Below are 24,560 nucleotides of genomic sequence, written 5' to 3'. Positions count from 1 at the left end.
GTACAAATCCGTTGCTGCGGTCACGGCCACTGGCGCTTTCGCCCTTACGGCGACTCACTTTTGAACAGCGCAAAAGTAAGCAAAACGCTCCTGCCCCCGCATCCGGCACCTCTCTAAGGCTCGGTGTTCCCTCACTCCGGCATTGCTTCGGGGGCACGCCGCCCCAGGCCATTCATGGCCTGGGGCGGCTAGCTCGGCATCCATGCCGAGCTGCCCCCTACGCAACGCCTGCGTTCGGCCTCCTGAAGGGGCAGGCAGATCAAAAGCCAAAGCAAGATCAAAGGCCAAAACCAAGCGCGTTTTACGCGCTTGTTGAGTTCAATGGCGTTCAAGCCTCTTGCGCTGTTCGCCACTGAATCACCTCCAGCACCGCGCAACCTTCCCGGGTGAGCAGATGCACCCCTCGGGTGACCCGCGTCAGATCGCAGTCGGCAATGTCTTTCAGGTTAAGCGTGGACAGCGTGTCCATCAGATCCCGCACCACGGTGAAACGATGGGCCGCACTGCTGGCCAGATCGCTGAGAGAGGCTTGGGTGTCGAGGTAGAAAACGGCTTGGTTGGCGTCGTGGGTGTCGACGGGGGAGAAGCGGGAAATCGATTGATCGTCCATGGTCGTTACTCGTTGTAGAGCTTCCACCGTTTGCGGCCAAGCAAATTGAGGGTGGCAGCTGTGCGAGGGTTGGCCGACCGGCTACAACGACACCGGCACACCCGAAGGTGTCCCGCACACAGCCGCCATAACACAGAATCGCAGGCACAAAAAAAGCGTCTGCGATGGTGTTTTGGACGCTGATGCGTCGTTGTAATTCGACCGGCCAAGGTCGTTCGCGGATTTTGCCGCGAGGGCGAACTATAGGGGCGGAACTTGAGTGACGCAACTGTGGATTGGAGGGAGTTTTTGAGTTGGTGTGTTGGACCTGTGGCCGCGATTGGTACTAAAAGTCTGTCGTTGCTACAGGCGCATTATGAGGAGGGGGTGTGGAACGAAAGCAATCGGCTGCTAAAGTCGGCTTTCGCTCCAGAGTGGAGATATCGCAATGATGCAAGTTAATCAAATGATTGATTTTGAGTTAAAGTACATTCTCATAATATCTCGGTCTTCGAGTTTTTTTGTTAAATTATACGACTCTGGATGAGTGGCGGAGTGTTTGGGTGTTTCACTTAAAGTGATGGCCGGCGAGGGCGCGTTACTTTTCTCTTCTGTGGGATAGTTGTATGAATAAGCTCTTGAGTGTCCGAGAGGTTTATGGAAGGTAACCTGATACACTTATTGGCCCAGTAGTGTTTACACAGGCTCTCAAAGACGATGTTGACGCAGGAGGAAACGTCATTAGTGCTGAAAAGCTCTATGTTCTCCTTCATTGATAGCTCATTGTTCAGGGCTATTGGTGTCAGCTCTTTCGCCAGTTTTTGTGAATAACCTCCGAGGCCCCCGATCAGATATCGAGGAATTTTTTGCCTCTCAGCAAGAGCCATCTCTTCGGCCACGCCAGGGTTGACTCCATCCTTTTCGTGCATCTTTCCACCAACTGCAACCATCATGTTTTGAGCTGCAATGAGTACCTTGCGCATTGCGGTCAAACTGTCATTTCTAGTTTGTGCATGAGTATCAGTGCCGTTACCTATTTTTTTGGTCACAATTAATTCTGCGACGTCAGTCATTGATTGGATCTCGTCAGCCGAGTAATCGGCGTACCACAGGTCTGACATTACCAACGTCACTGGTGGTCTGTCGGTCCTAGTCGAGTGCAACCGAGCTTGCCTCAATATTATGGGCGTGAAGCTTGGGTGGCTACCATGAATGACTCTGCCCCCGTACTTGAAGACTAAACCGCTAAAGAGCGCTACGAACTCGAGAATTCCTCGATCCATTGCTCGTTCAGTCCACTTTTCGCGTTCTGGAATGGCCCCGGAGAGGCTGACTTCCAAGCCCTCCAATGACACGTCGATTTTTGCGTTGTGCGGCTCGATTTCGCTCATGCGTCCCCCAGTTTCGTAAAATTTGAAGTCAAGAGTGCAGACAGCTCCTGGTGGTGTAGAACGATCATGTCGTCATCCAAGTAATCTTTAAGATCATCCTCGGGCCAAAGATCACCGTCATATACGAAGAGAGCGTGATGGGCATGCGGTTGTGTCTGCAGGAAGCTCTTGAATCGTATACGGGCAGGATCATAAATTTGATCAAATATGGAGCAATGACTGTGGACTGTCCGACTCAAACGTAAGGAAAATTTCCGGTGTGACTTGAACATAAGAAGTGCACGATTCAATGCTTGCCAGTCGTATCCTGCATCCCTAAAACATTTCTCGACGAGGAAGGGTATGCGACATTTTCTAATGAAAATATCGCAGAGGTAGGTTTCGATTTCTAATGTGATCTTTTCCAAGTCTGAAGTTGATAGAGTTGTCTTCTTTGGCGCGTCTGCAAATGTCATGTCGATCCAGCGCTGTAGATGCAACAACGTCCTGAATCGGGGCCCTTTCTTTTTATCTCCTTGCAGCCTGAATACCACGGGAAGGATGGGAATCAACATGCCGTCAGCGGTGTTGATTTCTTCTTTGATCCATTTCGAGTTGTAGGACTCTGGCGTATCGACGAGCAGTACCAAGCTCGCATCGGCGAGGGCTTTTTCAATTTCTTGTTGAACGGGTTCTCCTGGCAGAATTTTGGTATTGCCATCCAGTTCCTTAGCCTCATCACGCCATGGCTTATGTCCTAGTGCTAGGAGGTGGTCATAGATCTGTTCAGCGATTTGTGATCCATCGATGGCTCGATATGAGATGAAAACCTTTGTATTACGGCCTTGGAGACGGAGGCCCAGCATGGCGCCGGCGCGGCGTATCAGTCGGCCTTCGGTTCCGAGCGAGTCGTTGTTAAAAGGCAGCGCTTTATAAGCAGAGGCTGCGCCGGGCGGTACAGGAAACTTGTCATCGACGGCGACAGGGAGAATCAATGCTGTATCGGGCCGCTTAGCCAAAAATGTTTTGACATACTCATTCGCCTCTCTCGGGAGTGAAGTTCCATCGTAGAGGACAATCAACATGTCATTCCATTCCACTTCGCCTGGCCAAACGTTGGAATTAGAGTCCAATGCAAGCGCTACAGATACGTGGTCTTGAAAGGTGTCAACGAGATCAGTTTGCATGCTCTGGGCAACATCCTTGCATGCCTCGTTATGCAGAATTACGATCATCTGTCTATTGCCTATGATATGAAGGCTTCTCGAGTCTCCGTAGTTTATGAATAGATATATATCTATCAGTGGCTGGAGAAGCGGAGTTACGAAAAATTATCTTGCGCTAGTTTTCTGGTTTAAGCAGTTTTGTAATGTTGTATTCGTCAATGTTGTCGCCGATTTTTATGGCTAGGTCAATGTAGTATTCGGGGTTGGCGATAAATGCTGACCATTTCACTGAATAAATATAAGAAGATTGACCTAGGTGGACTTTCGATCCGGTAGTGTGGTGGGGGCAGTCCGTATATTTGGGCTGCTTTATGTTGAACATGTTCTCCTTCATGATCTTGAATAGTTTTTGTGTCTTCAGTGTGCGGCATTTGCAGTGTGGACAGGATTCGTCGTCGATATAGTAACTATAGAGGCCGGATTCGTCAGGTAGGGTGATTGCCAAGAGCGCATTGGGTTTGGATGTTCTATCGCCACGATTTTTTTTCCTTAGAGAATACGATATTTCCCAAGGCATCCATTGATCAATCTCTGGAGTCTTCGGATTAATCATTCCTTTGGATACCATAATGATGGTGAGGGAGCTGTCGAAGATTTTCTCCCCTAATTTGGTCTGGATCGTGTCATCTTTGAATTCACTGAGATCGGCGTCATCCTCTTCTCCCTTATTAATGTGTTCCTTGTCTTTGAGTAATTCTTGAAGCTTGTCTACGTAACTACGTGCTGTTGTCTTGTTGGTATCGATAGAATGGACTAGTTCGTCAGCATACTTGTAGGTTACGAATATTTTTCGTCCCATATTTTTCTCCTTGTATATGTCTCCGCAGTTTTCGAAGGGCTGTAGGCGGAGTTGTCCTGGTTGTTGTCAAGGTTTTTTTGGAAAATAGATGTAAAATTTCGCTAGTGTCAATTTTTCTGAAGTAATCTAACCGACTAAAATCAAAAAATACAATCGGAAATACAAGATTGACGAATCTAAGGAGCTGTAGTTAGAGTGCTCGTTTTTGCAGTTCTGTTTGGAATCCTAGTTTGTGTAGCCCGAAAAATAGAAGAGCCATTGCCAACCAGTGTTCGATTTTGGTCGGTTGTTGCTAATTTCGAACATTGCAGCATCTGTTTCAACCTGCGCTTTACTCCCACAGTAGTTTCACGTGTTAGAGCTAGGGAAGTCTGCCTGATTCGGAGAATTCTACAAAAGCCTGTTCCCGACTACAGAGGGCGAGGATGGTTTGGGAGTACAGGAGTGAGTAATACAGGCTAATGCTGCATGTACACCAAAAAGATCGCAAACTCAGGTTTACGACCGCTGCGCGGCCGAGCGGGAGCAAGCTCCCTCGCCACAGTAAGCTCGCTGAGGTCCTGGCTTACTGTGGAACTCCAACCAGACTCGTTGCAGGGCGCCGCCACATCCGTAACAACGAATCTGCCCTCCAATCTCAATGCATAATCTGCGCAAGAAACGCCTTAGCCCTCTCACTCTTCGGCGCCCCAAAAAACTCCTCCGGCGGCGCATCCTCCACAATCCGCCCCCCATCCAAAAACAGCACCCGCCCAGCCACCTGCCGGGCAAAGCACATCTCGTGGGTTACGCAGAGCATGGTCATGCCGCTATCGGCCAGCTTGACCATCACGTCCAGCACTTCGCACACCATCTCCGGGTCCAGCGCCGAAGTCGGTTCATCAAACAGCATGATCTTCGGCTCCATGCACAACGCCCGGGCAATCGCCACGCGCTGTTGCTGCCCGCCGGACAGTTGGCTCGGGTATTTATTCGCCTGGTTCTCGATGCCCACCTTGGCCAGAAACCCTCGCGCCAACTCTTCAGCCTTTTTCCGCGATAACCCGCGCACGGTCATCGGTGCCAGGGTGCAGTTGTCCAGCACGCTCATGTGCGGGAACAGGTTGAAGTGCTGGAACACCATGCCCACTTGGCTGCGTACCTGGGCGGCTTCGCGGGTGTTTTGCGAGAGGTCGGTGCGGTCCACCAGGATCTGGCCTTTTTCGGCAATCTCCAGGCGGTTGATGCAGCGGATCAGGGTGGATTTACCCGAGCCGGAAGGCCCGCAGAGGACGATGCGTTCGCCCTGGCGCACTTTGAGGTCGATGTCGTGCAGGACGTGGAAGGCGCCGTAGAACTTGTTCAGCCCGGCAATATCGATCACCACTTCACGCGGATCGACGGCGGGGTGAACGGGCGCTTGGGAGGCGGCGGGAAGCGGGGCGGTCTGGGTCTGCATGGCGGTTCTCCGTCGGTCAGTTGAAGCGCTCGGCGCGGTAGGGGGTGGGGTCGGTAAAGGGCGTTTCGCCGGTGACCATCTGTGCCAGCAGCTGGCCGCTCACCGGGCCCAGGGTCAGGCCGTGGTGGGCGTGGCCGAAGTTGAACCACAGGCCGGGGTGGCGCGGGGCCGGGCCGATCACTGGGCACATGTCCGGCAGGCATGGGCGGCGGCCCAGCCAGGGTTCGGCGTCGAGGCGTTCGCCCAGGGGGTAGAAGCGGCGGGCCAGGGCTTCGCAGCGGCGCAGTTGGATTTCGTTGATCGGGTCGTCGCGGTCGGCGAATTCGATGCCGGTGGTCAGGCGGATACCGCCCACCATCGGCGCCAGGACGTAGCCGCCCACCGGGTCGAGGATCGGGTGCTGTAAGCGGGTGCCGGGCAGGGCGGCGTAGTGCATGTGGTAGCCGCGCTTGATCGCCAGGGGAATGCGGTAGCCCAGGGGTTCGAAGATGCCGCTGGCTTGCGGGCCCAGCGCCACCACCACTTCTTGGGCGGTGATCGGGCCGAGTTCGCTGTGCACCTGCCAGCCGCCTTCGATCTGGGTCAGGCTCAGGGCATCACCGATGACGAATTGGCCGCCGCGCTGCTTGAACAGTTCGGCGTAGCCGCGGGTCAGGCCGCCGGGGTCGCTGACGGTCTTGGGGTCGAGCCAGTGCAGGCCGCCTACTACTTCGGGGTGCAGGCCGGGTTCCAGGGCCAGCAATTCGGCGCGGTCCAGTACCCGGTAGTTGAGCTCGTAGTCGCGCAGTTCGGCGGCGGCGCGTTGGGCGAAGTCGAAGGCCTGTGGGTCGTTGAAGGCTTCGAGCCAGCCGCCGTCGGCGATCAGTTGCAGCATGTTGGCCGGGCGGGCCAGGGCCAGGTGTTCGCTCACGCAGCGTTCGATCAGCGGCAGCATGGCGTGGGTGGCGGCGGCCAGGCCCTTGGGCGAGGAGTGGCGCCAGTATTGCAGCAGCCAGGGGCCGGCCTTGGGCAGGTGGCGCAGGCTGTAGCGCACGTCCGATTGCTGGTTGAGGCCGTAGCGCACCAGCTTGGTCACTTCCCGGGGGAAGGCGTAGGGAATCACGCTGGCGCGTTCGATCAGCCCGGCGTTGCCGTGGCTGGTGCCGTTGCCCGGGGGCTGGCGGTCCAGCAGGACCACGTGGCGGCCGCGGGCCTGCAGGTGCAGGGCGCTGCTGACGCCGACGATTCCGGCGCCCAGGACGAGGGTTTGGCAATGCATGTTTCAGTCCTTATGACAGGGGCCGCGCGGCGGCCCGCTAAAGGGTTCAGTTCAGGTGCCGGCCCAGGCGGCCTTCCAGGTATTTGAGGCTGCGCCGCACTATTTCGACGATCAGCAGGTAGAGCACCGCGGCCCACAGGTAGATCTGGAAATCGAAGCTGCGGGAGAAGGCCAGCTTGGTTACCCCCATCAGGTCGTAGATGGTCACCAGGGAGGCGATGGCGCTGGCCTTGATCATCAAAATCAGCTCGTTGCCCAGAGGCCCGATGGCGATCAGCAGCGACTGCGGCAGTATCACTTTGCGAAACGCGGTCCAGCGTGACAGGCTCAGGGCCTTGCAGGCTTCGCGCTGGCCCTGGGCCACGGCCAGCAGGCTGCCGCGCAGGATCTCCGCCTGGTAGGCGGCGGTGTTCAGGGTGAAGGCCAGCAGGGTGCAGAACCACGCGTCGCGGAAGAACCACCACAGGCCCACGTCCTGCCAGAAGCCTTTGAACGAGCCCAGGCCGTAATACAGCATGAACAGCTGGGCCAGCAGCGGCGAGCCGCGGAAGAAGTACACATAAGCCCCGGTGAAGCGCCGCAGGAAACGATTGCTGGACAGCCGCCCGAGGGCGATCAGCAGGCCGAGCACGGCGCCCAGGCTGAAGGAAATCGCCACCAGCTTGGCGGTCACCAGCAGGCCGTCGATAAAGCGCGGGCCGTAGCGTTCCAGCAGTTCCTGGTTGAGGAACAGGTTCAGCAGGTCATCCAGGCTCATGGTTGCAGGCTCCGTTGCGCACGGTTGAAGCGCCGTTCAAGAAAGCTGAACAGGTGCCCCGACAGCGCCGAGAAGAACAGGTAGCCAAAGCAGGCCACGCTGTAGAACAGCATGGGTTCCTTGGTCACGCTGACCGCGAGGTTGGTCTGGCGCATCAGGTCCACCAGGGAAATGGTCGACACCAGCGAGGTGTCCTTGAGCAGCGACAGCCAGTTGTTGGACAGCCCCGGCAGGGCAATGCGCGTCAGTTGCGGCAGCAGCACCCGGTTGAAGGTGGTGCGCCGCGACAGGCTCAGGGCGCGGGCGGCTTCGTACTGGCCCTTGGGCAGGGTCTTGAACGCCGCCAGCCAGATCTCGCTGGAGAAGGCGGCGAACACCAGGCTGAAGGCGATCATCGCGGCGACGAAGGTGTTGATCGCCACTTCACCGGGGTAGCCCAGGGCGCCGAGGGTCTTCTGCGCGGCAATCTGGCAGCCGTAGTAGATGATCAGCAGGGTCAAGAGCTCCGGCAGGCCGCGAAACACCGTGGAAAAGGTCGTGGCCCACGCCCGCGCCCAGCGGTTTTTCGAGCGCGCGGCCAGGGCCACGGCCAGGCCCAGGGGCAGGCCGATGGGCACGCAGGCCAGTGCCAGGGCGATGGTCACCAGGGCCCCGGCAAGCAGGGCCGAGCCCCAGCCGCCGCTGGCAAAGGACAGGAGTGACAGCTGTTCGAACATGCGCGAACCCTCTGGAAAATTGAACCGTGCAGGGCGCCGCCGCGCTCGGGGGAACGCGGGGCAAGGGCAGCGGCAAAGGCGGACGGTCAGTAGATGTCGAAGGCGAAGTAGCGGCTGGAAATTTTCTTGTAGGTGCCGTCGGCAACGATCTCGTCCAGGGCCTTGTTCAGGCGCTCGCGCAGGGCGTTGTCTTCCTTGCGTACGGCGATCGAGGCGTCGGCGGTGGTGCCGTTGACGTCGCCGATGATCTTGCAGCAATCCTTGCCGGTGCTTTCAGCCCAGGCCAGCAGCGGGAACTTGTCGGCGATCACCCCGTCCACGCGCCCGGCGGCCAGGTCGCTGTTGGCTTCGTCCAGGGTCGGGTAGAACTTCACGTCGGCACCGGCCGGGCCGTAGTGGTCCTCGGCGTAGATGGCCTGGGTCGAGGAGGCCTGGGCGCCCACGGTGCGGCCCTTGAAGTTGGTCTGGGCGTCGGTGATGTCCGAGTCCTTGGGCACCGCCACCGACAGCGGGGTGCGGTAGTAGTGGTTGCTGAAGGCGATCTTCTTCTTGCGTTCGTCGGTGGCGATCATCGAGGCCACCACGGCGTCGTATTTCTTCGCCAGCAGCGCCGGGATGATGCCTTCCCAGTCCTGGGCGACGATCTGGCACTCGACCTGCATCTGCTTGCACAGGGCGTTGGCGATGTCCACGTCGAAGCCGTGCAGCTGGTTGTTGGAGTCCACGTAGTTGAAGGGCGGGTAGGCGCCTTCGGTGGCGATCTTCAGGGTTTCGGCCTGGGCCGTGGAGGCGGCGATGACCAGGGCGCAAGCGCCGGCGAAGCGGAGGACGTTGTTCATGGAGCACCTCGGTTATTTATTGTTTTGGTCGGGCGGACGATGTGTAGCCAACAAACTCGTTATGCAGGGCAGCGGTGGCTTCCAGGCGTTTTTCCACCTCGGGTCCCAGGTGCTTGCACACCTCGTTGACCAACAGGTGCACCAGCGACAGCATGGCCGCGGTGGATTCCCAGAACAGGTTGAATTCAGTGGGCACGCGGAACACCTCGTCGGCGTTCTGCTCGGCCCAGTCGCAGAAGGTGTCGGTGACCAGGGTCACCGGAATCCCGGCCTCGCGGGCCTTGTGGCACAGGGTCAGGGCGTGGCGCGAGTAGCGCCGGGCCTCGAACACCACCAGGGCGCAGTCCTCGGCGGGGCTCAGCAGTACGTCGGCGAAATGCCCGGCGGCGCCGTCCACCAGGTGCACGCCGTCGCGCAGGTATTGCAGCAGGTGGACCATGGAGGCAGCGATGCCGCGCTCGGTCTGGAACCCCGCCACGTACACCCGGCGCCGGCTGGCCAGGCGCTGGACCACGGTCTGCCAGGCCGGGGTCAGGCTGTATTCGTAGACCTTGACCAGCGCGCCGACTTCCAGCTCGAAGCTGCGCGGCAGGCCCTGGGCCGCCGGGTTGGGCTGCTGGCGAAATTCCTGCAGGCGGTCGCCCACCAGCCACGGGCCTTCGCCGAGGTCGTTCTTCAGGTCGTTTTTCAGATCCTTGAAATGGCTGTAGCCGATGGCGCGGCAGAAGCGGCCGACGCTGGATTCGCTGACGCCGAGTTTTTCGGCGATGTCGGCGGCGGTCTGGAAGGGCAGCTCGTAGAGGTTGGCCAGCATGTAGCTGGCAATCGCCCGGCCCGACGCGGTGGCGCTGGACAGGCTGCTTTCAAGGCGTTGCTTGATGGGTTGGCTCATGGTTGTTTTCATTCTTGTGGGCCGTTGACAATGGAAAATGAATGTTTTCTGTCATGAAGTCAACATTTGACAGTTAACTGGCGTGACGCGATAGTCAGGCACCTTCCAATAACAATTCCAATGGAGCTGCAATGACCGAAGCGAACCAGGCGACCCTGGCGCAGGCACCCGTCGAGCACCTCGACCTGCCGGCCTTGACCGACTTGCTGCAACGCATTTTTCTTCGCCACGGCACCTCTGCCGAAGTGGCCCGGGTGCTGGCCGACAACTGCGCCCGCGCCGAGCGCGACGGTTCCCACAGCCACGGGGTGTTCCGCATTCCCGGTTACCTGTCGTCCCTGGCCAGTGGCTGGGTGAATGGGCAGGCGCTGCCGCAAGTGGAGGATGTGGCCCCCGGCGTGGTGGCGGTGGACGCCGGCGGCGGCTTTGCCCAGCCGGCCCTGGCGGCGGCCCGCGAGCTGCTGTTGAGCAAGGCTCGCAGCGCCGGGATCGCGGTCCTGGCGATTCGCAATTCCCATCACTTCGCCGCCCTGTGGCCGGATGTCGAGCCCTTCGCCGAAGAAGGCCTGGTGGCCCTGAGCCTGGTCAACAGCATGACCTGCGTGGTGCCCCACGGCGCCCAGCGCCCGCTGTTCGGCACCAACCCGATTGCCTTTGCCGCACCCCGCGAGGGCGCCGAGCCCATCGTCTTCGACCTGGCCACCAGCGCCATCGCCCACGGCGATGTGCAGATCGCCAAGCGCCAGGGCCAGCAGCTGCCGCCGGGCATGGGGGTGGATCGCGATGGCCAGCCCACTTGCGACCCGGCAGCGATTCTCGACGGCGGCGCCTTGCTGCCCTTTGGCGGGCACAAGGGCTCGGCGCTGTCGATGATGGTGGAGCTGCTGGCGGCGGCGCTGACCGGTGGCAACTTCTCCTTCGAGTTCGACTGGTCGCAACACCCCGGGGCGCAAACGCCCTGGACCGGGCAACTGCTGATCGTCATCGACCCCAGCCACCTGGGTGGCGGGCGTTTTGCCCAGCGCAGCGGCGAGCTGGTGCGGCAGATGCAGGCCGCGGGCCTGGAGCGCATGCCCGGCGACCGGCGCTACCGCACCCGGGCCAAATCGCTGGAGCACGGCATTCCCCTGGCCGTTGCCGAACTGGCGCGACTGCGCGCTTTGGCGGCCGAGGCTTAAGGCCTTATCCCTTGGCACCGGGGTCGATAAACCCTTGGTGCTACTCCCGGTAGTGGGCCCGGTAGCGGGCCGGTCGTGGATCGGATTTGCCGCTCCCTGCCAGCCCCTCCAAAGCACCGTGAACTTGCCCCCAAGGCAGCCTATGGGCGGCCTTGGCGCGTTTCGATAATCGCCTCCGACATTTCGTCCCCCGTTTGCGGAGCGCGCCATGCATAACAATAAGAACTGCCAGTACCCTCTGATTCCGGCCCTGCTTGTCGGCCTGTCGACCCTTGGCCTGGGCACTGTCGCCGAAGCCGAGATCATGCTGTACGACAAGGACCAGACGACCTTTTCCACCGACGGCTACATCAACGCCTTCTACGTCAACAGCAAGGTCGACCGCGCCGGCGACCAGTACGACCGCCGGCAGGCGCGGGTGAAGATGGGCTTTCTGCCCAACTACCTGGGCTTCAACATGGGCAAGCAGGTGGACGACCTCAAGCTCGGCGCCCGGGCCTCGTTCTGGGTGACCATCAACGACAGCGAGACCAACGGCACCGACACCGCCATCGACGTGCGCCAGTTCTACGGCACCGTGGCCAACCCGGAGTGGGGCGAGGTGCTGATCGGCAAGGACTTCGGCCTGTTCGCCCGTTCCAACATCCTGCTCGATGAAATGCTCGCCGGGTACGGCCAGGTCAGCGACAGCCTGGGGCTGGTGGACGGCGGCGGGGTGTCGTTCGGCAACATCGGCAGCGGTTATCCCTATCCCTTTCCGTCGTCGCAGATCACTTACCGCAGCCCGGTGATGGACGGCCTGCGGGTGGCGGTGGGCATCCTCGACCCGGTGGACACCAACGACAGCAGCGCCCTGGGCAAGGCCTACCAGAAGAACCCGCGCACCGAGAGCGAGATCACCTACCAGTTCGACCTGGGCGGGGCCAAGTTCTACAGCTGGCTCAACGGCAGCTACCAGACCTCCGACAACACCGACCCCAGCGTGCAGTCAGTGACTTCCAAAGGCCTGGGCTATGGCCTGCAGGCCAAGATGGGCGGGTTGTCCCTGACCGGTTCCGGGTTCCAGGCCAAGGGCATCAACCCGTTCTTCACCAACAATGCCGGCGAGGCCACCCTGCGCAATGTCGACAGCAAGGGCTACCTGCTGCAGGGCTCGTACAAGGTGGGCAAGAACCGCCTGGCGCTGTCCTACGGCAAGACCCGTGACGACGGCAACGGCGTGGTCGGCAGCGGCGCCGACTACCAGACCCGGGGCGTGGCGCTGTTCCACGACATCAACGACAACCTCAAGCTGGTGGCCGAGTACAACCAGTTCGAGATCGACGGCCACCACACCACCGCGCAGAACGAAAACACCGACACCTTCGCCGTGGGTGCCGTACTGACCTGGTAACCCCAGCGCCGGCCCTGGCGTGCGCATCGCGCCCGGGCCGGCGCCCCGCATTCCCCGCCTGTTTTGCGCATTGGTGCATTTCCCGTAGGAGCCGGCTTGCCGGCGAAGAGGCCCGCCAGCCCTGCACCAAACCGGCCGACGCCTTCGCTGGCAAGCCAGCGCCTACACCCATGGAACCGGCTACCCGCTACCCAAGTAGCATTCGTGCCCCGGGGCCGGCTTCGTACACTCATTGCTCAGACAACCCGCGCCGGAGGCGACGATGCAGCAAGCCCAGAGCGAGGGCGTGGTCAGCGCCATGTCCCAGGCCGTCGATCCGCAGCAGGTGGCCCAGGACCTGGCCAGCCAGTTGCTGCATCCGCACCTGGGCTTCGTGCTGTTCTTCTGTTCCGCCGAATACCCCCTGCAAACCCTCGGCCCGGCCCTGCAACAGAGCTTTGGCGGCATCCCCCTGGTGGGCTGCACCAGCGCCGGGGAAATCACCCCCCTGGGCTACGGGCGCAATTGCGTGACCGCCATCGGCTTCGATCACCGGCACTTTTCCATCGCCGCCGAACTGATCGACCAGATGGAGCACTTCAGCCTGATCGACGCCCAGCAGATGGTCGAACGCCTGGTGGGCCGCTGCCGCAGCAACACCCTGGCGCCGATCAAGGGCAACAGCTTCGCCCTGACCCTGCTGGACGGCCTGTCGAGCCGCGAGGAAATGGTCCTGGCCGCCCTCAGCGCGGCCCTGGGGGACATTCCGCATTTCGGCGGTTCGGCCGGCGATGACAACTACCTGACCCACACCCACGTGTATTACGGCGGCGAGTTCCACAGCGGCGCGGCGGTGGTGGTGCTGGTCAACACCTGGCTGGATTTCGAGGTGTTCACCACCCACCACATCCAGCCCCGGGAAGAAAAACTGGTGGTCACCGGTGCCGACAGTACCTTGCGCCGGGTCTATGAACTGAACGCCGAGCCCGCCGCCGAGGAGTACGCGCGGCTGATCGGCGTGCCCCTGGCGCAGCTCGACCACCGGGTGTTCGCCGCCCACCCCCTGGCGGTGCGCATCAACCAGCACTATTACGTGCGCGCGGTGCAGCAGGTGCACCCGGACCTGAGCCTGAGTTTCTACTGCGCGGTGGAAAACGGCATCGTCCTCACCGCCATGACCCCCGGCCCCTTGCTGCCCAACCTGCAACAGCTGTTCGACGGCTTGCAGCAGCGCCTCGGCGGGTTGTTGCTGACCATTGGCTGCGACTGCTTTTTGCGCCGCCTGGAGCTGGAGGGGCAGGGCAGCCTGGAGCAGATCGGGGCCTTTTTGCGGGAACAGCGGGTGATGGGTTTCAACACCTACGGAGAACAGTTCAATGGCATGCACATCAACCAGACCTTCACCGGGGTCGCCATTGCCCGCAGTCGAACTCCGGCCCGCCGCTGAGCTGCAAGCGCAGCTCGATGACCTGCAGCGCGAGAACCGCAAGCTGCGGCGGATCAACGAGGCGCTGATCGAACGGGTCGAATCCGGCATCACCCGGGGCAATGACCCCTATGCGGCGTTCCAGCATTCGGTGGTGCTGGCCGAGCAGGTGCGCGAACGCACCGACGCCCTGAACCAGGCCATGGCCGAGCTCAAGGCCGGCAACCATTTGCTCAGCGAAGCGCGGCTGCGGGCCGAGACGGCGCACCAGCACCTGATCGACGCCATCGAGAGCATTTCCGACGCCTTCGTGCTGTTCGACCAGGAGCAGCGCATCGTCCTGTTCAACAGCCGCTTCCGTGCCTTCTGGAGCCACAGCCGGGTGCGGATCATGGCCGGCATGCGCCTCTCGGAAGTGCGCAGGTTGCTGACCAGCACCGGGTTGTTCAGCGAAGAACCGCGCAGTGGCGGTGACGAGCAGTTGCTGTATCGCCTGCATAACGGCCGCTGGCTGCAGGTCAGCGAGCGGCCGACCCGGGAAGGCGGGCGGGTGATCCTGTTCACCGATATCACCGAGGTCAAGCACAGCGAAACCCTGCGCCGGGAACAGGCGGTGGCGCAAAAGTCCCACCTGCTGCAACGGGCGGTGGACAACCTGTCCCAGGGCGTGGCCATGGTCAGCGCCGAGGGCGTGCTGGAGTTGTGGAACCGGCGCTTCCTGGAACTCAGCGGGCTGGCCCCGGTGGCCGCGCATCGCTTGTTTGCCGAGGTCATCGGCGACAGCGAACTGCGCCTGCTGAGCCCCGACAGCCGCGACGCCAACGGCCGGCCGATCCACGAATGCGAGCAGCGCCTGAGCGATGGCCGGGTGCTGGAGATCCGCACCCATCCGCTGCCTACCGGTGGTTTCGTCAACACTTTCACCGACATCACCGAGCGCTACCAGCACGCCGAGGCCCTGAGCGAAAGCGAACGCTGGATCCGCCTGATCACCGACCATGTGCCGGCGCTGATCGCCTACCTCAATGCCGACCTGGTGTACGAGTTCACCAACAAGGTCTACGAGGAATGGTACTGCTGGCCCCGCGGCGTGATGCTCGGCCAGAGCCTGCGCGAGGTGCACAGCGAGCAGCACTACCAGCGCCTGGAAAGCTATGTGGAACGGGCCCTGGCCGGGGAGAGCGTGACCTTCGAATTCGCCGAGACCAACATCAACAATCAGGAGCGCTACATGCTGCGCTCCTACGTGCCCAACCGCCTGGCCAATGGCGAGGTGGTGGGGATCTTCGTGCTGATCCGCGACATCACCGAGCGCCGGCGCACCGCCGAGGCCCTGCATCAGGCCTACCAGAACCTGGAGCTGCGGGTGCGCGAACGCACCGCCGAGCTGACCACCCTCAACCAGCAGCTGCTGCGCGAGATCGAAGAGCGCAGCCGGGTTGAATCGCGGCTGCGCGAGGCCAAGGCCGAGGCCGAACGGGCCAACCTGTCGAAGACCAAGTTCCTCGCCGCGGTCAGCCATGACCTGCTGCAACCCCTGAACGCCGCGCGGCTGTTCACCAGCGCCTTGCTGGAGCGTCGCGATCCCCAGGCCAGCAGCGCCCTGGTGCGCAATGTCAGCAACTCCCTGGAAGACGTGGAAAACCTGCTGGGTACCCTGGTGGACATTTCCAAGCTCGATGCCGGGGTGATCAAGGCCGACATCGCGCCTTTCGCCCTGAGCGAGCTGCTGGAAAACCTCGCCGCCGAGTACGCCCAGGTGGCCCGCAGCGAAGGCCTGGAACTGCACTTCGTGGCCTGCTCGGCGCTGGTGCGCAGCGACATCCAGCTGCTGGCGCGGATTCTGCGCAACCTGTTGAGCAATGCCATCCGCTACACCCGCCAGGGCCGGGTGGTGCTGGGCTGTCGGCGCCAGGGGCGCTGGTTGTCGATCCAAGTCTGGGACAGCGGCATGGGTATCGCCGCCGAACGCCTGGAGGAAATCTTCCAGGAGTTCAAGCGTGGCGAAGAACAGCGCCCGGACCAGGATCGCGGCCTGGGCCTGGGGCTGGCCATCGTCGAGAAGATTGCCGGGATTCTCGGGCACCGCATTGGCGTGCGCTCCTGGCCGGGGCGCGGTTCGGTGTTCAGCGTGCAAGTGCCGATCAGCGCCAGCGCGCCCTTGCCAGCGCCGCGCCCGGAGCTGGGCGACGCCCTGCTGGAGCGTTTGCAGGGGGCGCGGATCTGGGTGCTGGATAACGACGCGGCGATCTGCGCCGGCATGCGCACCTTGCTAGAAGGCTGGGGCTGCCAGGTGATCACCGCCTTGTCCGAAGAAGACCTGGCGCGCCAGGTGGACGACTACCGCGCCGAGGCCGACCTGCTGATTGCCGACTACCACCTGGACCAGCAACAGAACGGCATCGATGCGGTAGCGCGAATCAACGCCCGTCGCGCCCTGGCGATCCCGGCGATGATGATCACCGCCAACTACAGCAACGAGCTCAAACAGCAACTGCGCGAACTGGGCCACACCCTGATGCACAAACCCGTGCGCCCGATGAAACTCAAGACCGCCATCAGCCACCTGCTGACGCCCCCCGTGTAGCCGCTGCCGCAGGCTGCGTCCGGCTCCGTAGGAGACGCCAACCCTGCCAGCGCGGTCTATCAGAACAACCCGCGTGGCTCGATTCAGCGCCCTGGGGTTGGTCGCAATGAATGCGCCGGTCTTCGGGTCACTGGAAGGGCCTTCGGCCCTTGTCGCAGCCTCGCCAAAGGCTCGGCAGCGGCTACAGGAATTGCAGGATTTGCAGGGCGGGCGCAGAAGGCTTCGTGTAGCCGCTGCCGCAGGCTGCGCCCGGCTCCGCAGGAGACGCCAACCTTGCCAGCGCGGTCTAGCAGAACAACCCGCATGGTTCGATTCAGCGCCCTGGGGTTGGTTGCGATGAACGCGTGGGGCTTCGGATCGCTGGAAGGGCCTTCGGCCCTTGTCGCAGCCTCGCCAAAGGCTCGGCAGCGGCTACAGGGTTTGCAGGAATTGCAGGAATTGTAGGAATTGCAGGATTTGCAGGATTTGCAGGGCGCAGAAGGCTTCGTGTAGCCGCTGCCGCAGGCTGCGCCCGGCTCCGCAGGAGACGCCAACCCTGGCAACGCGGTCTATCAGAACAACTCGCGTGGCTCGATTCAGCGCCCTGGGGTTGGTCGCAATGAATGCGCCGGTCTTCGGATCGCTGAAGGGCCTTCGGCCCTTGTCGCAGCCTCGCCGAAGGCTCGGCAGCGGCTACAGAGGGTTAGCGGCGCAGGTAGGCACCGAAATCGATGTCCCCGGCACTGAGGATCGCTTGCACCCGGTTGTGCACGTTGAGCTTGCGCAAAATCGCCGAGACGTGGGCCTTTACCGTGGTTTCGGCAATGTCCAGGGTGTAGGCGATCTGCTTGTTGGATTCGCCCTTGGTCATGCGTTCCAGCACCAACAGCTGTTTGCGGGTCAGGGCCTGGAGCAGTTCCGGGGGGAAGCTCGGGGTCTCGCTGCTGCGCCGCCCCGGCGGGCTTTTCTGGGTGCGGATGATGTCCGGCGGCAGGTACACGTTGCCGTTGAGGATCTGTTCGATGGCCTCGGTCATCTGCGAGCGCGCCGAGGATTTGGTGATGAAGCCGACGGCGCCGTAGGTGATGGCCTGGAGCACGATCTGCTTGTCCTGCTCGGCGGAAACGATCACCACCGGAATGGTTGGCGCTTCGTTGCGCAGGGTGATCAGGCCGTTGAGGCCGTGCATGCCGGGCATGTTCAGGTCCAGCAGGATCAGGTCGAGGTCGTCGTGTTCCTGGGTCAGGGCCAGGGCGCTGTCCAGGTCGGCGGTTTCCATCACCTCGCTGCCGGGAAATCCGTCGCTGATGACGTTGTGGATGGCTTCGCGAAACAGTGGGTGATCGTCGGCTATCAGAATTTTATACATGGCCTTTCACCTCGTTATTGTGGTTATGGGGGCGGCAACGCCGTGCTGCGGCGCTCAGGGAAAGGGTTGCGGCCGGGCTGCCTCCACGGGCAGGCCAGCGGCCTCCCAGGCATCCAGGCCGTCGCGGTACCAGTAGATATTCTTATAGCCCAGGGCTGCCGCGCGTTTTACCGCGTTCCAGCTCAGCCAGCAATCGGCACGGCAATAGAACACCAGGGCGCGCTGCGGGTCGGCGTGGCTCAGCCGTTGCAGGTTGCCGGCGAAATAGGCCTGCCACTCGGGGCCCAGTTCGCCGTCGCCGGTGTTGGCCAGCCAGTGGCTGCCGGGGAGGTTGGCGTGGGGCTCGCTGTCGATGAAGCGGCCCTGCAGCCATTGCCGACGGTAGACGTCGATCAGCAGGGGCGCCGGTTGCTCCTTGAGCAGCTCTTGCAGGCCCGGGGTGTCGATGATCCGGCCCTGGTCGATCTGCAGCGGGGTCGGGCTGCGGTACAGGCTGGTGCGATAGCCCTCGGCGGAAAACAGCGGGGCAGCGGCATGGGCGGCGCCCAGGGCCAGGCTCAGGGTTAGCGCGGCCAGGGTCTCTAAGGCACGGGGCATAAGGTTTTTATCCTTTTTGTTATAGGCCCATTACATGCCAGGGCAGGGCCTTTTGTGAATGCGACCATCGACAGCAAAAGCAGTACCAAAGTCGTAGATCGCCCATGGGCAAGCGCTGTGCAGGAGCCGGCTTGCCGGCGAAAGGGGCCTGGGGTCTGGCGTTGGGATTGCGGGCCTCTTCGCTGGCAAGCCAGCTCCTACGTTGGGTGGAGGTGGGTGGCAGGATTGTGGCTCAGGTGCTTTTGCGCAGGGCGGCGTGCTGGGGGTTGAAGGTCAGCACCGCCAGCAGGGAGAACACCAGGGTCAGGCCCAGGCACACGGCCAGGGCCAGCAGGTTGAGGCGTTCGTACAGGGCGAAGCGCACCAGTTCCACGGCGTGGGTGAAGGGGTTGAGGGCGCACAGCCAGTACAGCCAGGGGCTGGCTTCGAGCATCTTCCACAGCGGGTATAGCGCCGAGGACAAAAAGAACAGCGGGAAGATCACGAAGTTCATCACCCCGGCAAAGTTCTCCAACTGGCGGATGGCGTTGGACAGCAGCAGCCCCAGGGCGCTGAGCATCAGGGCCACCAGCAGCAGCGCCGGCAGCGCGGCCAGCAGGCCCATGGCCGGCGGTTGCACGCCATACAGCCAGGCCACGGCGAGGAAGGCGTAGACCTGCAGCAGCGAGATCAGCGAGGTGGCCAGCAGCTTGCTGGCCAGCAGGAAGGCCCGGGGCAGGGGGCTGGTGAGCAGCACGCGCATGCTGCCCATTTCCCGGTCGTAGACCATCGACAGCGAGCCCTGCATGCCGTTGAACAGCAGGATCATGCAGGCCAGCCCCGGGACGATGTAGACCTCGTAGGGAATGTAGGTGCTGTAGGGCTCGATGATGGCGATGCCCAGGGCGGCGCGAAAGCCGGCGGCGAACACCAGCAGCCACAGTAGCGGGCGCACCAGGGCGCTGAGAAAGCGCGTGCGCTGCAGCACGAAGCGCAGCCATTCGCGCAGCACGATGCCGCGCAGGCATTGCCAGTAGGCGTTCATGCGAGCGGTTCTCCTATCGGGGCCGGGCGTGGCTGGGGATTCTGGGTCAGGCGGGCGAAGGCTGTGCCCAGGTCGCCGCCCTGTTCCTGGCTGATGGTGCCGGCCACGCCACTGGCCACCAGGCGCCCCTGATGCAGGATCAGCAACTGATCGTCGGCCTGCACCTCATCCAGCAGGTGGGTGGTCCAGAGCACGCTCAGGCGCTGTTCCTGGCACAGCTGGCGAATGTGCCGGTTGAGCGCCAGGCGGCTGGCGGGGTCGAGGCCGGCGCTGGCTTCATCGAGCAGCAGCAGGCGCGGTTCATGCAGCAGGGCGCGGGCGATTTCCACCCGTCGGCGGTGGCCGCCATTGAGGGCGCGCACGCTGTCCCGGCGCCGTTCGCTCAAGCCCTGGCGCGCCAGTTCGGCGTCGATCCGCGCCTGCCCCTGGCGCCGCGACAAACCGTGCAGCGCGGCGTGGTAGTGCAGGTTCTGCTCCACGCTCAGGTCCAGGTCCAGGGTGCTTTGCTGGAACACCACGCCGAGCTGGCGCAGGGCGGCGCGGGCGGCGTTGCGCAGCGAGCAGCCGCCGACGCGGATGTCGCCCTGCTGCAGGTCGTAGAGCCTTGTGAGCAGGGCGATCAGGGTCGACTTGCCGGCGCCGTTGGGCCCCAAGAGCGCGGCAAAGCGCCCGGGAGCCAGGCTCAGGCTGACCTGATCGAGGGCCTGGCGCGGGCCGTAGGCGAAGCTCAGCTGGCTGACCTCCAGGGCGTTCATGGGGTCACCACCACGCCCCAGGGATAGCGCCCGACCTTCACCGACTTGAGCACCTTGAGGCTGTTCACGTCGATCACCGAAACATCGCCGCTGACCCCGTTGGTGGCCAGCAACTGGCTCTGGTCCGGGGTGAATGCCAGCTGCCAGACCCGCCGCCCCACCAGCAGGTAGTCGAGGATCTCGTAGGTCTTGGCGTCGATCACCGCCACGTGGTTGGCCGGGCCCAGGGCGACGAAGGCGTACTTGCCGTCGGCGCTGAGCTTGATGCCCACCGGCTGCACCTTGTCCGGGTGCACGCCCTTGATCTTGAAGTTCAGGGTCTTGAGCACCTGGCGCGTGGCCACGTCGAGGATGGTCACGGTGCCGCCGATTTCCGCTGAGGCCCAAAGCCTTGAGCCGTCCTGGTTGAACTCGACGAAACGCGGGCGCTGGTCCACCAGGGTGCTGTCGGCCAGGGTCTGGGTGCTGGTGTCGATCCAGTGCAGCATGTTGGTGGTTTCGCTGGTGTTCACCGCCCACTTGCCGTCGGGGCTCACCGCCATGCCTTCGGGCTCGACCCCGACGTTGATCTGGCCGAGGACCTTGGCGGTCTCGGTGTCGATCACCGTGACCAGCGCATCGTCCTCGTTGGATACGTACAGCCAGCGGTTGTTGGGGTGCAGGGCGAACTGCTCGGGGTCCTTGCCGGACGGCAGTTCCTTGATGATCTTGCGGGTGGCCACGTCCATCACCTGGACCCGGTCCGAATCGCTGGCGCAGATGTACAGCAGCTTGTTGTCATGGGACAGCAGCAACCCGCGCGGGCGCTGACCCACCGGCAGGGTCTCGGTGACTTCCAGGGTCTGCAGGTCGATCAGGCTCAGGCTGTTGTCCTTTTCGTTGGAGACCCAGGCCGTGGCGGCCATGGCGTGCCCGGCGGCGAGCAGCAGGGCCGCGCACAGGGCGGAGCGGCAGAGAAGGGGGCGGCGCATGGCGGATTCCTTGTTGTTGTGGTTATGGGATCAGGGGTAGCGGCAGGTCACTTCGGGGCGGTCGTAGCCCAGGCTGTCCATTTCGTTGAAGGGGTGCAGGAAACCGTCCTGGGGCGAGGTGCTGACCAGGGCTCGGGGCTGCACCAGGGGAATCGGCTGGCGCAGTTCGCCGTTCCACGGCCGGTAGCTGAGCTTGCGGCCCTTGAACCCGTCCAGGGGCAACTGGTCGCTGAGCAGCAGTGCCTGCAGGGCCCGAGGGTCGGCCTGGCGCAGTTTGCTCACCGCGCTGGCGACGCTGCGCACGGCCATCCAGGCGGCGAAGTCGCGGTCGTTCATCCAGCGTCCGGCCTGGGTTTCGAAGCGCTTTTGCAGTTGCGCGGCGCCGAAGGTTTCCACGCTTTTGTGCCAGCCGGTGGGGGTCAGGCCCTGGGTGCCGGCCACCGGGCGCGGGTACCAGGTCTGGTAGGGTAGGTATTCGCCGAAGTCGCCGCGCTCGTCGGCCACCAGCACCACGTCGTATTCGGCGGTCTGGGTGAACAGCGGCATGTCGGCCTGGGCGCTGCGGCGCTGGTCGTTGTCGAAGGTCCAGGGTTTTTCCGCGACGATCTTCACGCCGAAGCGCTGGGTGGCCCGGCGCAGGGCATCGGCGTAGGCCCGGTCATCCTCGGTCTGGCCGACGACGAGCAAGGCCCGCTGCCATTTGCGCAGCACCATGAACTGCACCAGGGCGTCGGCCAGCATCGCCCGGCCGGGCAGGCTGTGCAGTACGTTGCCCAGGCACTGGCTGCTGCGCAGGCGGTCGTCGGGGCTGCCGGCGTTGAACAAGAGGCTGTCGGGCAGGGCGGCGGACAACTCGCGCAGGCTGGCCGCCGGGGCATTCACCACGAACAGCCGCAGGCCCTGGTCGTGCTGGGCCTTGGCGGCTTGCAGCAGTGCCCCGGGGCTGTCGACGCTGGCGCTGTCGAGCTGGAACTGCTGCTTGAGAAAGCGCCCGGTGCTGTTGCTGTCGACAATCGCCAGCTGCGCGCCCTGCAGCCCGGCGTCGGCTGGCTCGGGAATGATGTTGGACAGCAGCGGGCCGGGGTCGGGGCGATAGCCCAGGTAGCCGATGCGCACCTGCAAGGGGTCCTCGCTGGCCTGGCTCGCGGCCAGGGGCAACAGGACCGAGGCCAGGGCCAGCAGGCAGGTCGGGATAAGCGGGGCAGGCTGGTGCATAAGGCACTCCACGGCAGGTGGCGCCAGCATAGGAAGAGTACCGGGGCGGGGAAATATGCAGAAAGTAGCGCCCGGGCAGTACCAAGGTAGTAGCCCGGCGCGGGTGCGGCGGTCTTAGCATGGTTGCAGCGGCCCCGACCCTGGAGAACACCGTCATGCGCATCCTCAAATTGCTGCTGTTGCCGTTGCTGCTGATCCTTAGCCTGATCGGCGTCGACCGTCTGCATGGCCCGCGCCCGGTGCTGCCCCAAGCGCTGCCGTTGGTGCCGGGGCGCTAGGCATGTCGGCGCTGTGGCGGATCAACCTGTGGGTCTCGGCGTTCTTTGCCGTGGTGACGCTGGCCTGCGCCGCCTTGCTGCTGCATCAGGCGGTGGCCGATGTCGAGCGTGAGTTGCAGTCCGCCGAGGCGGTGGTGGAGTACTTGAGCGACAGCGCCGCGCGCAACCCGGCGGGCCTGCAACCGCACCTGACCCAGAGCCTGCGCCATGTGCGGGTGCACTGGCTGGCGCCTGACGAGGCGGCACGCATGCCGGAGGAGGCCGGGCTGGACGCCTGGCTCGGCCGCCAGTTGTTCAGCGAGCGCCGCCACAGCGCCCGCGAACTGGACCTGGGCGACGGCCGCCGGGTGCTGATCGCCGTGGACGCGCGCGATGAGATCGACGAAGTCTGGGATTCCCTGCAACAGCTCTTGAGCCTGTGCGGCCTGGCCCTGCTCCTGAGCCTGCTGACCATCCGCTGGGCGGTGCGCCGTGGCATGGGCTTGCTGGATGATTTGCTGCGGGCTTTACAGCAAGTGTCCGGCGGGCAACTGACGGTGCGCCTGCGCGAAGCCGGCCTGCCGGAAGCGCGGCAATTGGCCGGGCACTTCAACCGCATGACCGCGACCCTGGAACAGACCCGCGCCGACAACACTCAACTGACCCAGGCCCTGCTGGCGGTGCAGGAGCGCGAGCGCACCTACCTGGCGCAGACCCTGCACGACGACCTCGGGCAATACCTGGCGGGCATCCGCGCCCAGGTCTGCCTGCTGCGCATGGTGGCCGACCAGCCGACGGTAGTGGAGCACACGGCCCAGGCCCTGGAGCTCAACTGCGAGCGCTTGCAGCAAGGCTTTCGCGCCCTGGTGCAGGACCTGTACCCGGTGGTGCTGCAGCACCTGCCGCTGGCCGAAGCCTTCGGCCTGCTGGTGAGCCAATGGCAGGACAGCCAGGGCATCGACTGCCAATTGCGGGTCGGCGCCGACCTGCCAGCGTTGCCCAGCGCCAGCAAGACCCACCTCTACCGCCTGCTGCAAGAAGCACTGACCAATGTCGCCCGGCACGCCGACGCCAGCCAGGTACGGGTGCGCCTGCAACGCAGCGCCCGGGGCCTGCGCCTGCTGGTGCGCGACAACGGTCGCGGCGCGCGCCAGCCCCAGCGCCCCGGCGTCGGCCTGCACTCGATGGCTGAGCGGGCCCGCAGCCTGGGCGGCGAACTGCACATCCTCAGCCGTCCCGGCGCCGGTTGGGCCCTGGCCTTGAACATGCCCCTGAACATGCCCATGGAGGCCTGATGAACATCTTGTTGGTGGATGACCACGCCGTGGTCCGCCAGGGTTACGCCAGCTTGCTGCGCGCGGTATTGCCGGCGATGCAGGTGCGTGAAGCGGCCAGCGGCGAAGAGGCCCTGGCCCGGGTCGCCGAAGAAGTGCCGAACCTGGTGATCATGGATTTCGGCCTGCCGGGCATCAGCGGCCTGGAGACCACCCGCCGCCTGCGCCAGCGCCTGCCGCAACTGCGGGTGCTGTTCTTCAGCATGCACGACGAACTGCCCCTGGTGCGCCAGGCCCTGGAGGCCGGCGCCTCGGGCTACCTGACCAAGAACTCCGCGCCCCAGGTGCTGATCGAAGCGGTGCACCGAGTACTGGCCGGGCACGCCTACATCGAACAGCCCCTGGCCACGCAACTGGCCTGCACCCCGGCGCAGAACAGCAGCGACCCGCGTTTGCAGAGCATGACCCAGCGCGAGCTGGAGATCTTCGTGATGCTGGCCAAGGGCACCCCGGCGCGGGTGATTGCCGAGCAGTTGTGCATCAGCGCCAAGACTGTGTCCAACCACCTGACCTTGCTCAAGAGCAAGCTGCAGGTCAGCTCCCATGCGGAGTTGGTGCATTTGGGGATTGATATGGGGGTGGTGCGGGTGGCGGGGTGAGGGGGTATGGTTT

At 63.1% G+C, this 24,560-nt stretch carries 23 protein-coding genes; 7 read left to right on the top strand and 16 right to left on the bottom strand.

What is annotated here, in order from left to right:
- Positions 1–328: 328 nt before the first annotated feature.
- The 10 genes from AC1RL5_RS16580 to AC1RL5_RS16535 form a co-directional block, all read right to left on the bottom strand.
- Positions 329–610 carry a hypothetical protein gene (locus AC1RL5_RS16580; RefSeq protein ID WP_060843057.1) on the bottom strand — a complete coding sequence of 94 codons (282 nt, stop codon included), beginning with the start codon at positions 608–610 and terminating at the stop codon, positions 329–331.
- Positions 611–1,161: 551 nt separating this feature from the next.
- Complete coding sequence (locus AC1RL5_RS16575) at positions 1,162–1,980, bottom strand: hypothetical protein (RefSeq protein ID WP_103408167.1); 819 nt, start codon at positions 1,978–1,980, stop codon at positions 1,162–1,164.
- On the bottom strand, positions 1,977–3,146 hold the full coding sequence (locus AC1RL5_RS16570) for a toll/interleukin-1 receptor domain-containing protein (protein ID WP_181003089.1): 1,170 nt from the start codon (positions 3,144–3,146) through the stop codon (positions 1,977–1,979). Before AC1RL5_RS16570 ends, AC1RL5_RS16575 begins: the two co-directional genes overlap by 4 nt.
- Before the next feature lie 154 nt (positions 3,147–3,300).
- Positions 3,301–3,984, bottom strand: coding sequence for a TIR domain-containing protein (locus tag AC1RL5_RS16565; protein WP_492589762.1), 684 nt, complete (start codon positions 3,982–3,984; stop codon positions 3,301–3,303).
- A gap of 637 nt (positions 3,985–4,621) precedes the next feature.
- On the bottom strand, positions 4,622–5,422 hold the full coding sequence (locus AC1RL5_RS16560; protein WP_492589760.1) for an amino acid ABC transporter ATP-binding protein: 801 nt from the start codon (positions 5,420–5,422) through the stop codon (positions 4,622–4,624).
- A 16-nt stretch (positions 5,423–5,438) separates the two neighbouring features.
- Positions 5,439–6,680, bottom strand: a complete 1,242-nt coding sequence (locus AC1RL5_RS16555; RefSeq protein ID WP_492589758.1) for an NAD(P)/FAD-dependent oxidoreductase — start codon at positions 6,678–6,680, stop codon at positions 5,439–5,441.
- Between the two features lie 46 nt (positions 6,681–6,726).
- Positions 6,727–7,437 (bottom strand): ABC transporter permease, encoded by a 711-nt coding sequence (locus AC1RL5_RS16550; RefSeq protein ID WP_072451459.1) that lies wholly within the window; start codon positions 7,435–7,437, stop codon positions 6,727–6,729.
- Positions 7,434–8,153 (bottom strand): ABC transporter permease, encoded by a 720-nt coding sequence (locus AC1RL5_RS16545; protein WP_492589756.1) that lies wholly within the window; start codon positions 8,151–8,153, stop codon positions 7,434–7,436. Before AC1RL5_RS16545 ends, AC1RL5_RS16550 begins: the two co-directional genes overlap by 4 nt.
- Positions 8,154–8,239: 86 nt before the next feature.
- Positions 8,240–8,992: a transporter substrate-binding domain-containing protein gene (locus AC1RL5_RS16540; RefSeq protein WP_053150435.1), complete on the bottom strand. Its 753-nt coding sequence runs from the start codon at positions 8,990–8,992 to the stop codon at positions 8,240–8,242.
- 16 nt (positions 8,993–9,008) lie between these two features.
- Complete coding sequence (locus tag AC1RL5_RS16535) at positions 9,009–9,884, bottom strand: MurR/RpiR family transcriptional regulator (protein WP_011060499.1); 876 nt, start codon at positions 9,882–9,884, stop codon at positions 9,009–9,011.
- 131 nt (positions 9,885–10,015) lie between these two features.
- On the opposite strand from AC1RL5_RS16535, the gene AC1RL5_RS16530 reads away from it, so the two are divergent.
- The 4 genes from AC1RL5_RS16530 (at position 10,016) to nahK (ending at position 16,447) form a co-directional block, all read left to right on the top strand.
- The gene (locus AC1RL5_RS16530) at positions 10,016–11,062 is read left to right on the top strand and encodes an Ldh family oxidoreductase (RefSeq protein WP_492589754.1); all 1,047 of its coding nucleotides are present in this window, start codon (positions 10,016–10,018) and stop codon (positions 11,060–11,062) included.
- Between the two features lie 208 nt (positions 11,063–11,270).
- On the top strand, positions 11,271–12,455 hold the full coding sequence (locus AC1RL5_RS16525) for a porin (RefSeq protein ID WP_492589752.1): 1,185 nt from the start codon (positions 11,271–11,273) through the stop codon (positions 12,453–12,455).
- 262 nt (positions 12,456–12,717) lie between these two features.
- Positions 12,718–13,881 (top strand): nitric oxide-sensing protein NosP, encoded by a 1,164-nt coding sequence (nosP, locus tag AC1RL5_RS16520; protein ID WP_011060502.1) that lies wholly within the window; start codon positions 12,718–12,720, stop codon positions 13,879–13,881.
- Positions 13,811–16,447 (top strand): hybrid sensor histidine kinase/response regulator, encoded by a 2,637-nt coding sequence (gene nahK / locus AC1RL5_RS16515; protein WP_492589750.1) that lies wholly within the window; start codon positions 13,811–13,813, stop codon positions 16,445–16,447. The genes nosP and nahK overlap by 71 nt, the downstream gene beginning before the upstream one ends.
- Before the next feature lie 682 nt (positions 16,448–17,129).
- On the opposite strand, the gene AC1RL5_RS16510 is transcribed toward nahK, so the two are convergent.
- The 6 genes from AC1RL5_RS16510 to AC1RL5_RS16485 all read right to left on the bottom strand — a co-directional run bounded on the left by AC1RL5_RS16510 (position 17,130) and on the right by AC1RL5_RS16485 (position 22,357).
- Positions 17,130–17,795, bottom strand: a complete 666-nt coding sequence (locus AC1RL5_RS16510; RefSeq protein ID WP_072451454.1) for a response regulator transcription factor — start codon at positions 17,793–17,795, stop codon at positions 17,130–17,132.
- Between the two features lie 54 nt (positions 17,796–17,849).
- Positions 17,850–18,392 carry a PQQ-dependent catabolism-associated CXXCW motif protein gene (locus AC1RL5_RS16505; RefSeq protein ID WP_492589748.1) on the bottom strand — a complete coding sequence of 181 codons (543 nt, stop codon included), beginning with the start codon at positions 18,390–18,392 and terminating at the stop codon, positions 17,850–17,852.
- A 232-nt stretch (positions 18,393–18,624) separates the two neighbouring features.
- Positions 18,625–19,416 carry an ABC transporter permease gene (locus tag AC1RL5_RS16500; protein WP_047336281.1) on the bottom strand — a complete coding sequence of 264 codons (792 nt, stop codon included), beginning with the start codon at positions 19,414–19,416 and terminating at the stop codon, positions 18,625–18,627.
- A complete protein-coding gene (locus tag AC1RL5_RS16495; RefSeq protein ID WP_103408176.1) occupies positions 19,413–20,171 on the bottom strand; it encodes an ABC transporter ATP-binding protein in 759 nt (252 codons plus the stop codon). Before AC1RL5_RS16495 ends, AC1RL5_RS16500 begins: the two co-directional genes overlap by 4 nt.
- A complete protein-coding gene (locus AC1RL5_RS16490) occupies positions 20,168–21,142 on the bottom strand; it encodes a YVTN family beta-propeller repeat protein (protein WP_072451450.1) in 975 nt (324 codons plus the stop codon). Before AC1RL5_RS16490 ends, AC1RL5_RS16495 begins: the two co-directional genes overlap by 4 nt.
- A 30-nt stretch (positions 21,143–21,172) precedes the next feature.
- Entirely contained in the window at positions 21,173–22,357 is a 1,185-nt protein-coding gene (locus AC1RL5_RS16485) for an ABC transporter substrate-binding protein (RefSeq protein WP_492589746.1), read from the bottom strand.
- A gap of 119 nt (positions 22,358–22,476) precedes the next feature.
- On the opposite strand from AC1RL5_RS16485, the gene AC1RL5_RS16480 reads away from it, so the two are divergent.
- The 3 genes from AC1RL5_RS16480 to AC1RL5_RS16470 are packed head-to-tail and all read left to right on the top strand — an operon-like array spanning position 22,477 to position 24,547.
- Positions 22,477–22,635: a hypothetical protein gene (locus tag AC1RL5_RS16480; protein WP_015635009.1), complete on the top strand. Its 159-nt coding sequence runs from the start codon at positions 22,477–22,479 to the stop codon at positions 22,633–22,635.
- A gap of 2 nt (positions 22,636–22,637) precedes the next feature.
- Positions 22,638–23,909: a sensor histidine kinase gene (locus AC1RL5_RS16475; RefSeq protein WP_492589744.1), complete on the top strand. Its 1,272-nt coding sequence runs from the start codon at positions 22,638–22,640 to the stop codon at positions 23,907–23,909.
- Positions 23,909–24,547, top strand: a complete 639-nt coding sequence (locus tag AC1RL5_RS16470; RefSeq protein ID WP_072451447.1) for a response regulator — start codon at positions 23,909–23,911, stop codon at positions 24,545–24,547. The genes AC1RL5_RS16475 and AC1RL5_RS16470 overlap by 1 nt, the downstream gene beginning before the upstream one ends.
- The last annotated feature ends 13 nt before the right edge of the window (positions 24,548–24,560 follow it).

Source organism: Pseudomonas sp. GW822-FHT06D10, assembly GCF_058799535.1.
Note: the sequence above shows the minus strand (reverse complement) of the source record. Positions and strands in the feature narration are given on the sequence as shown.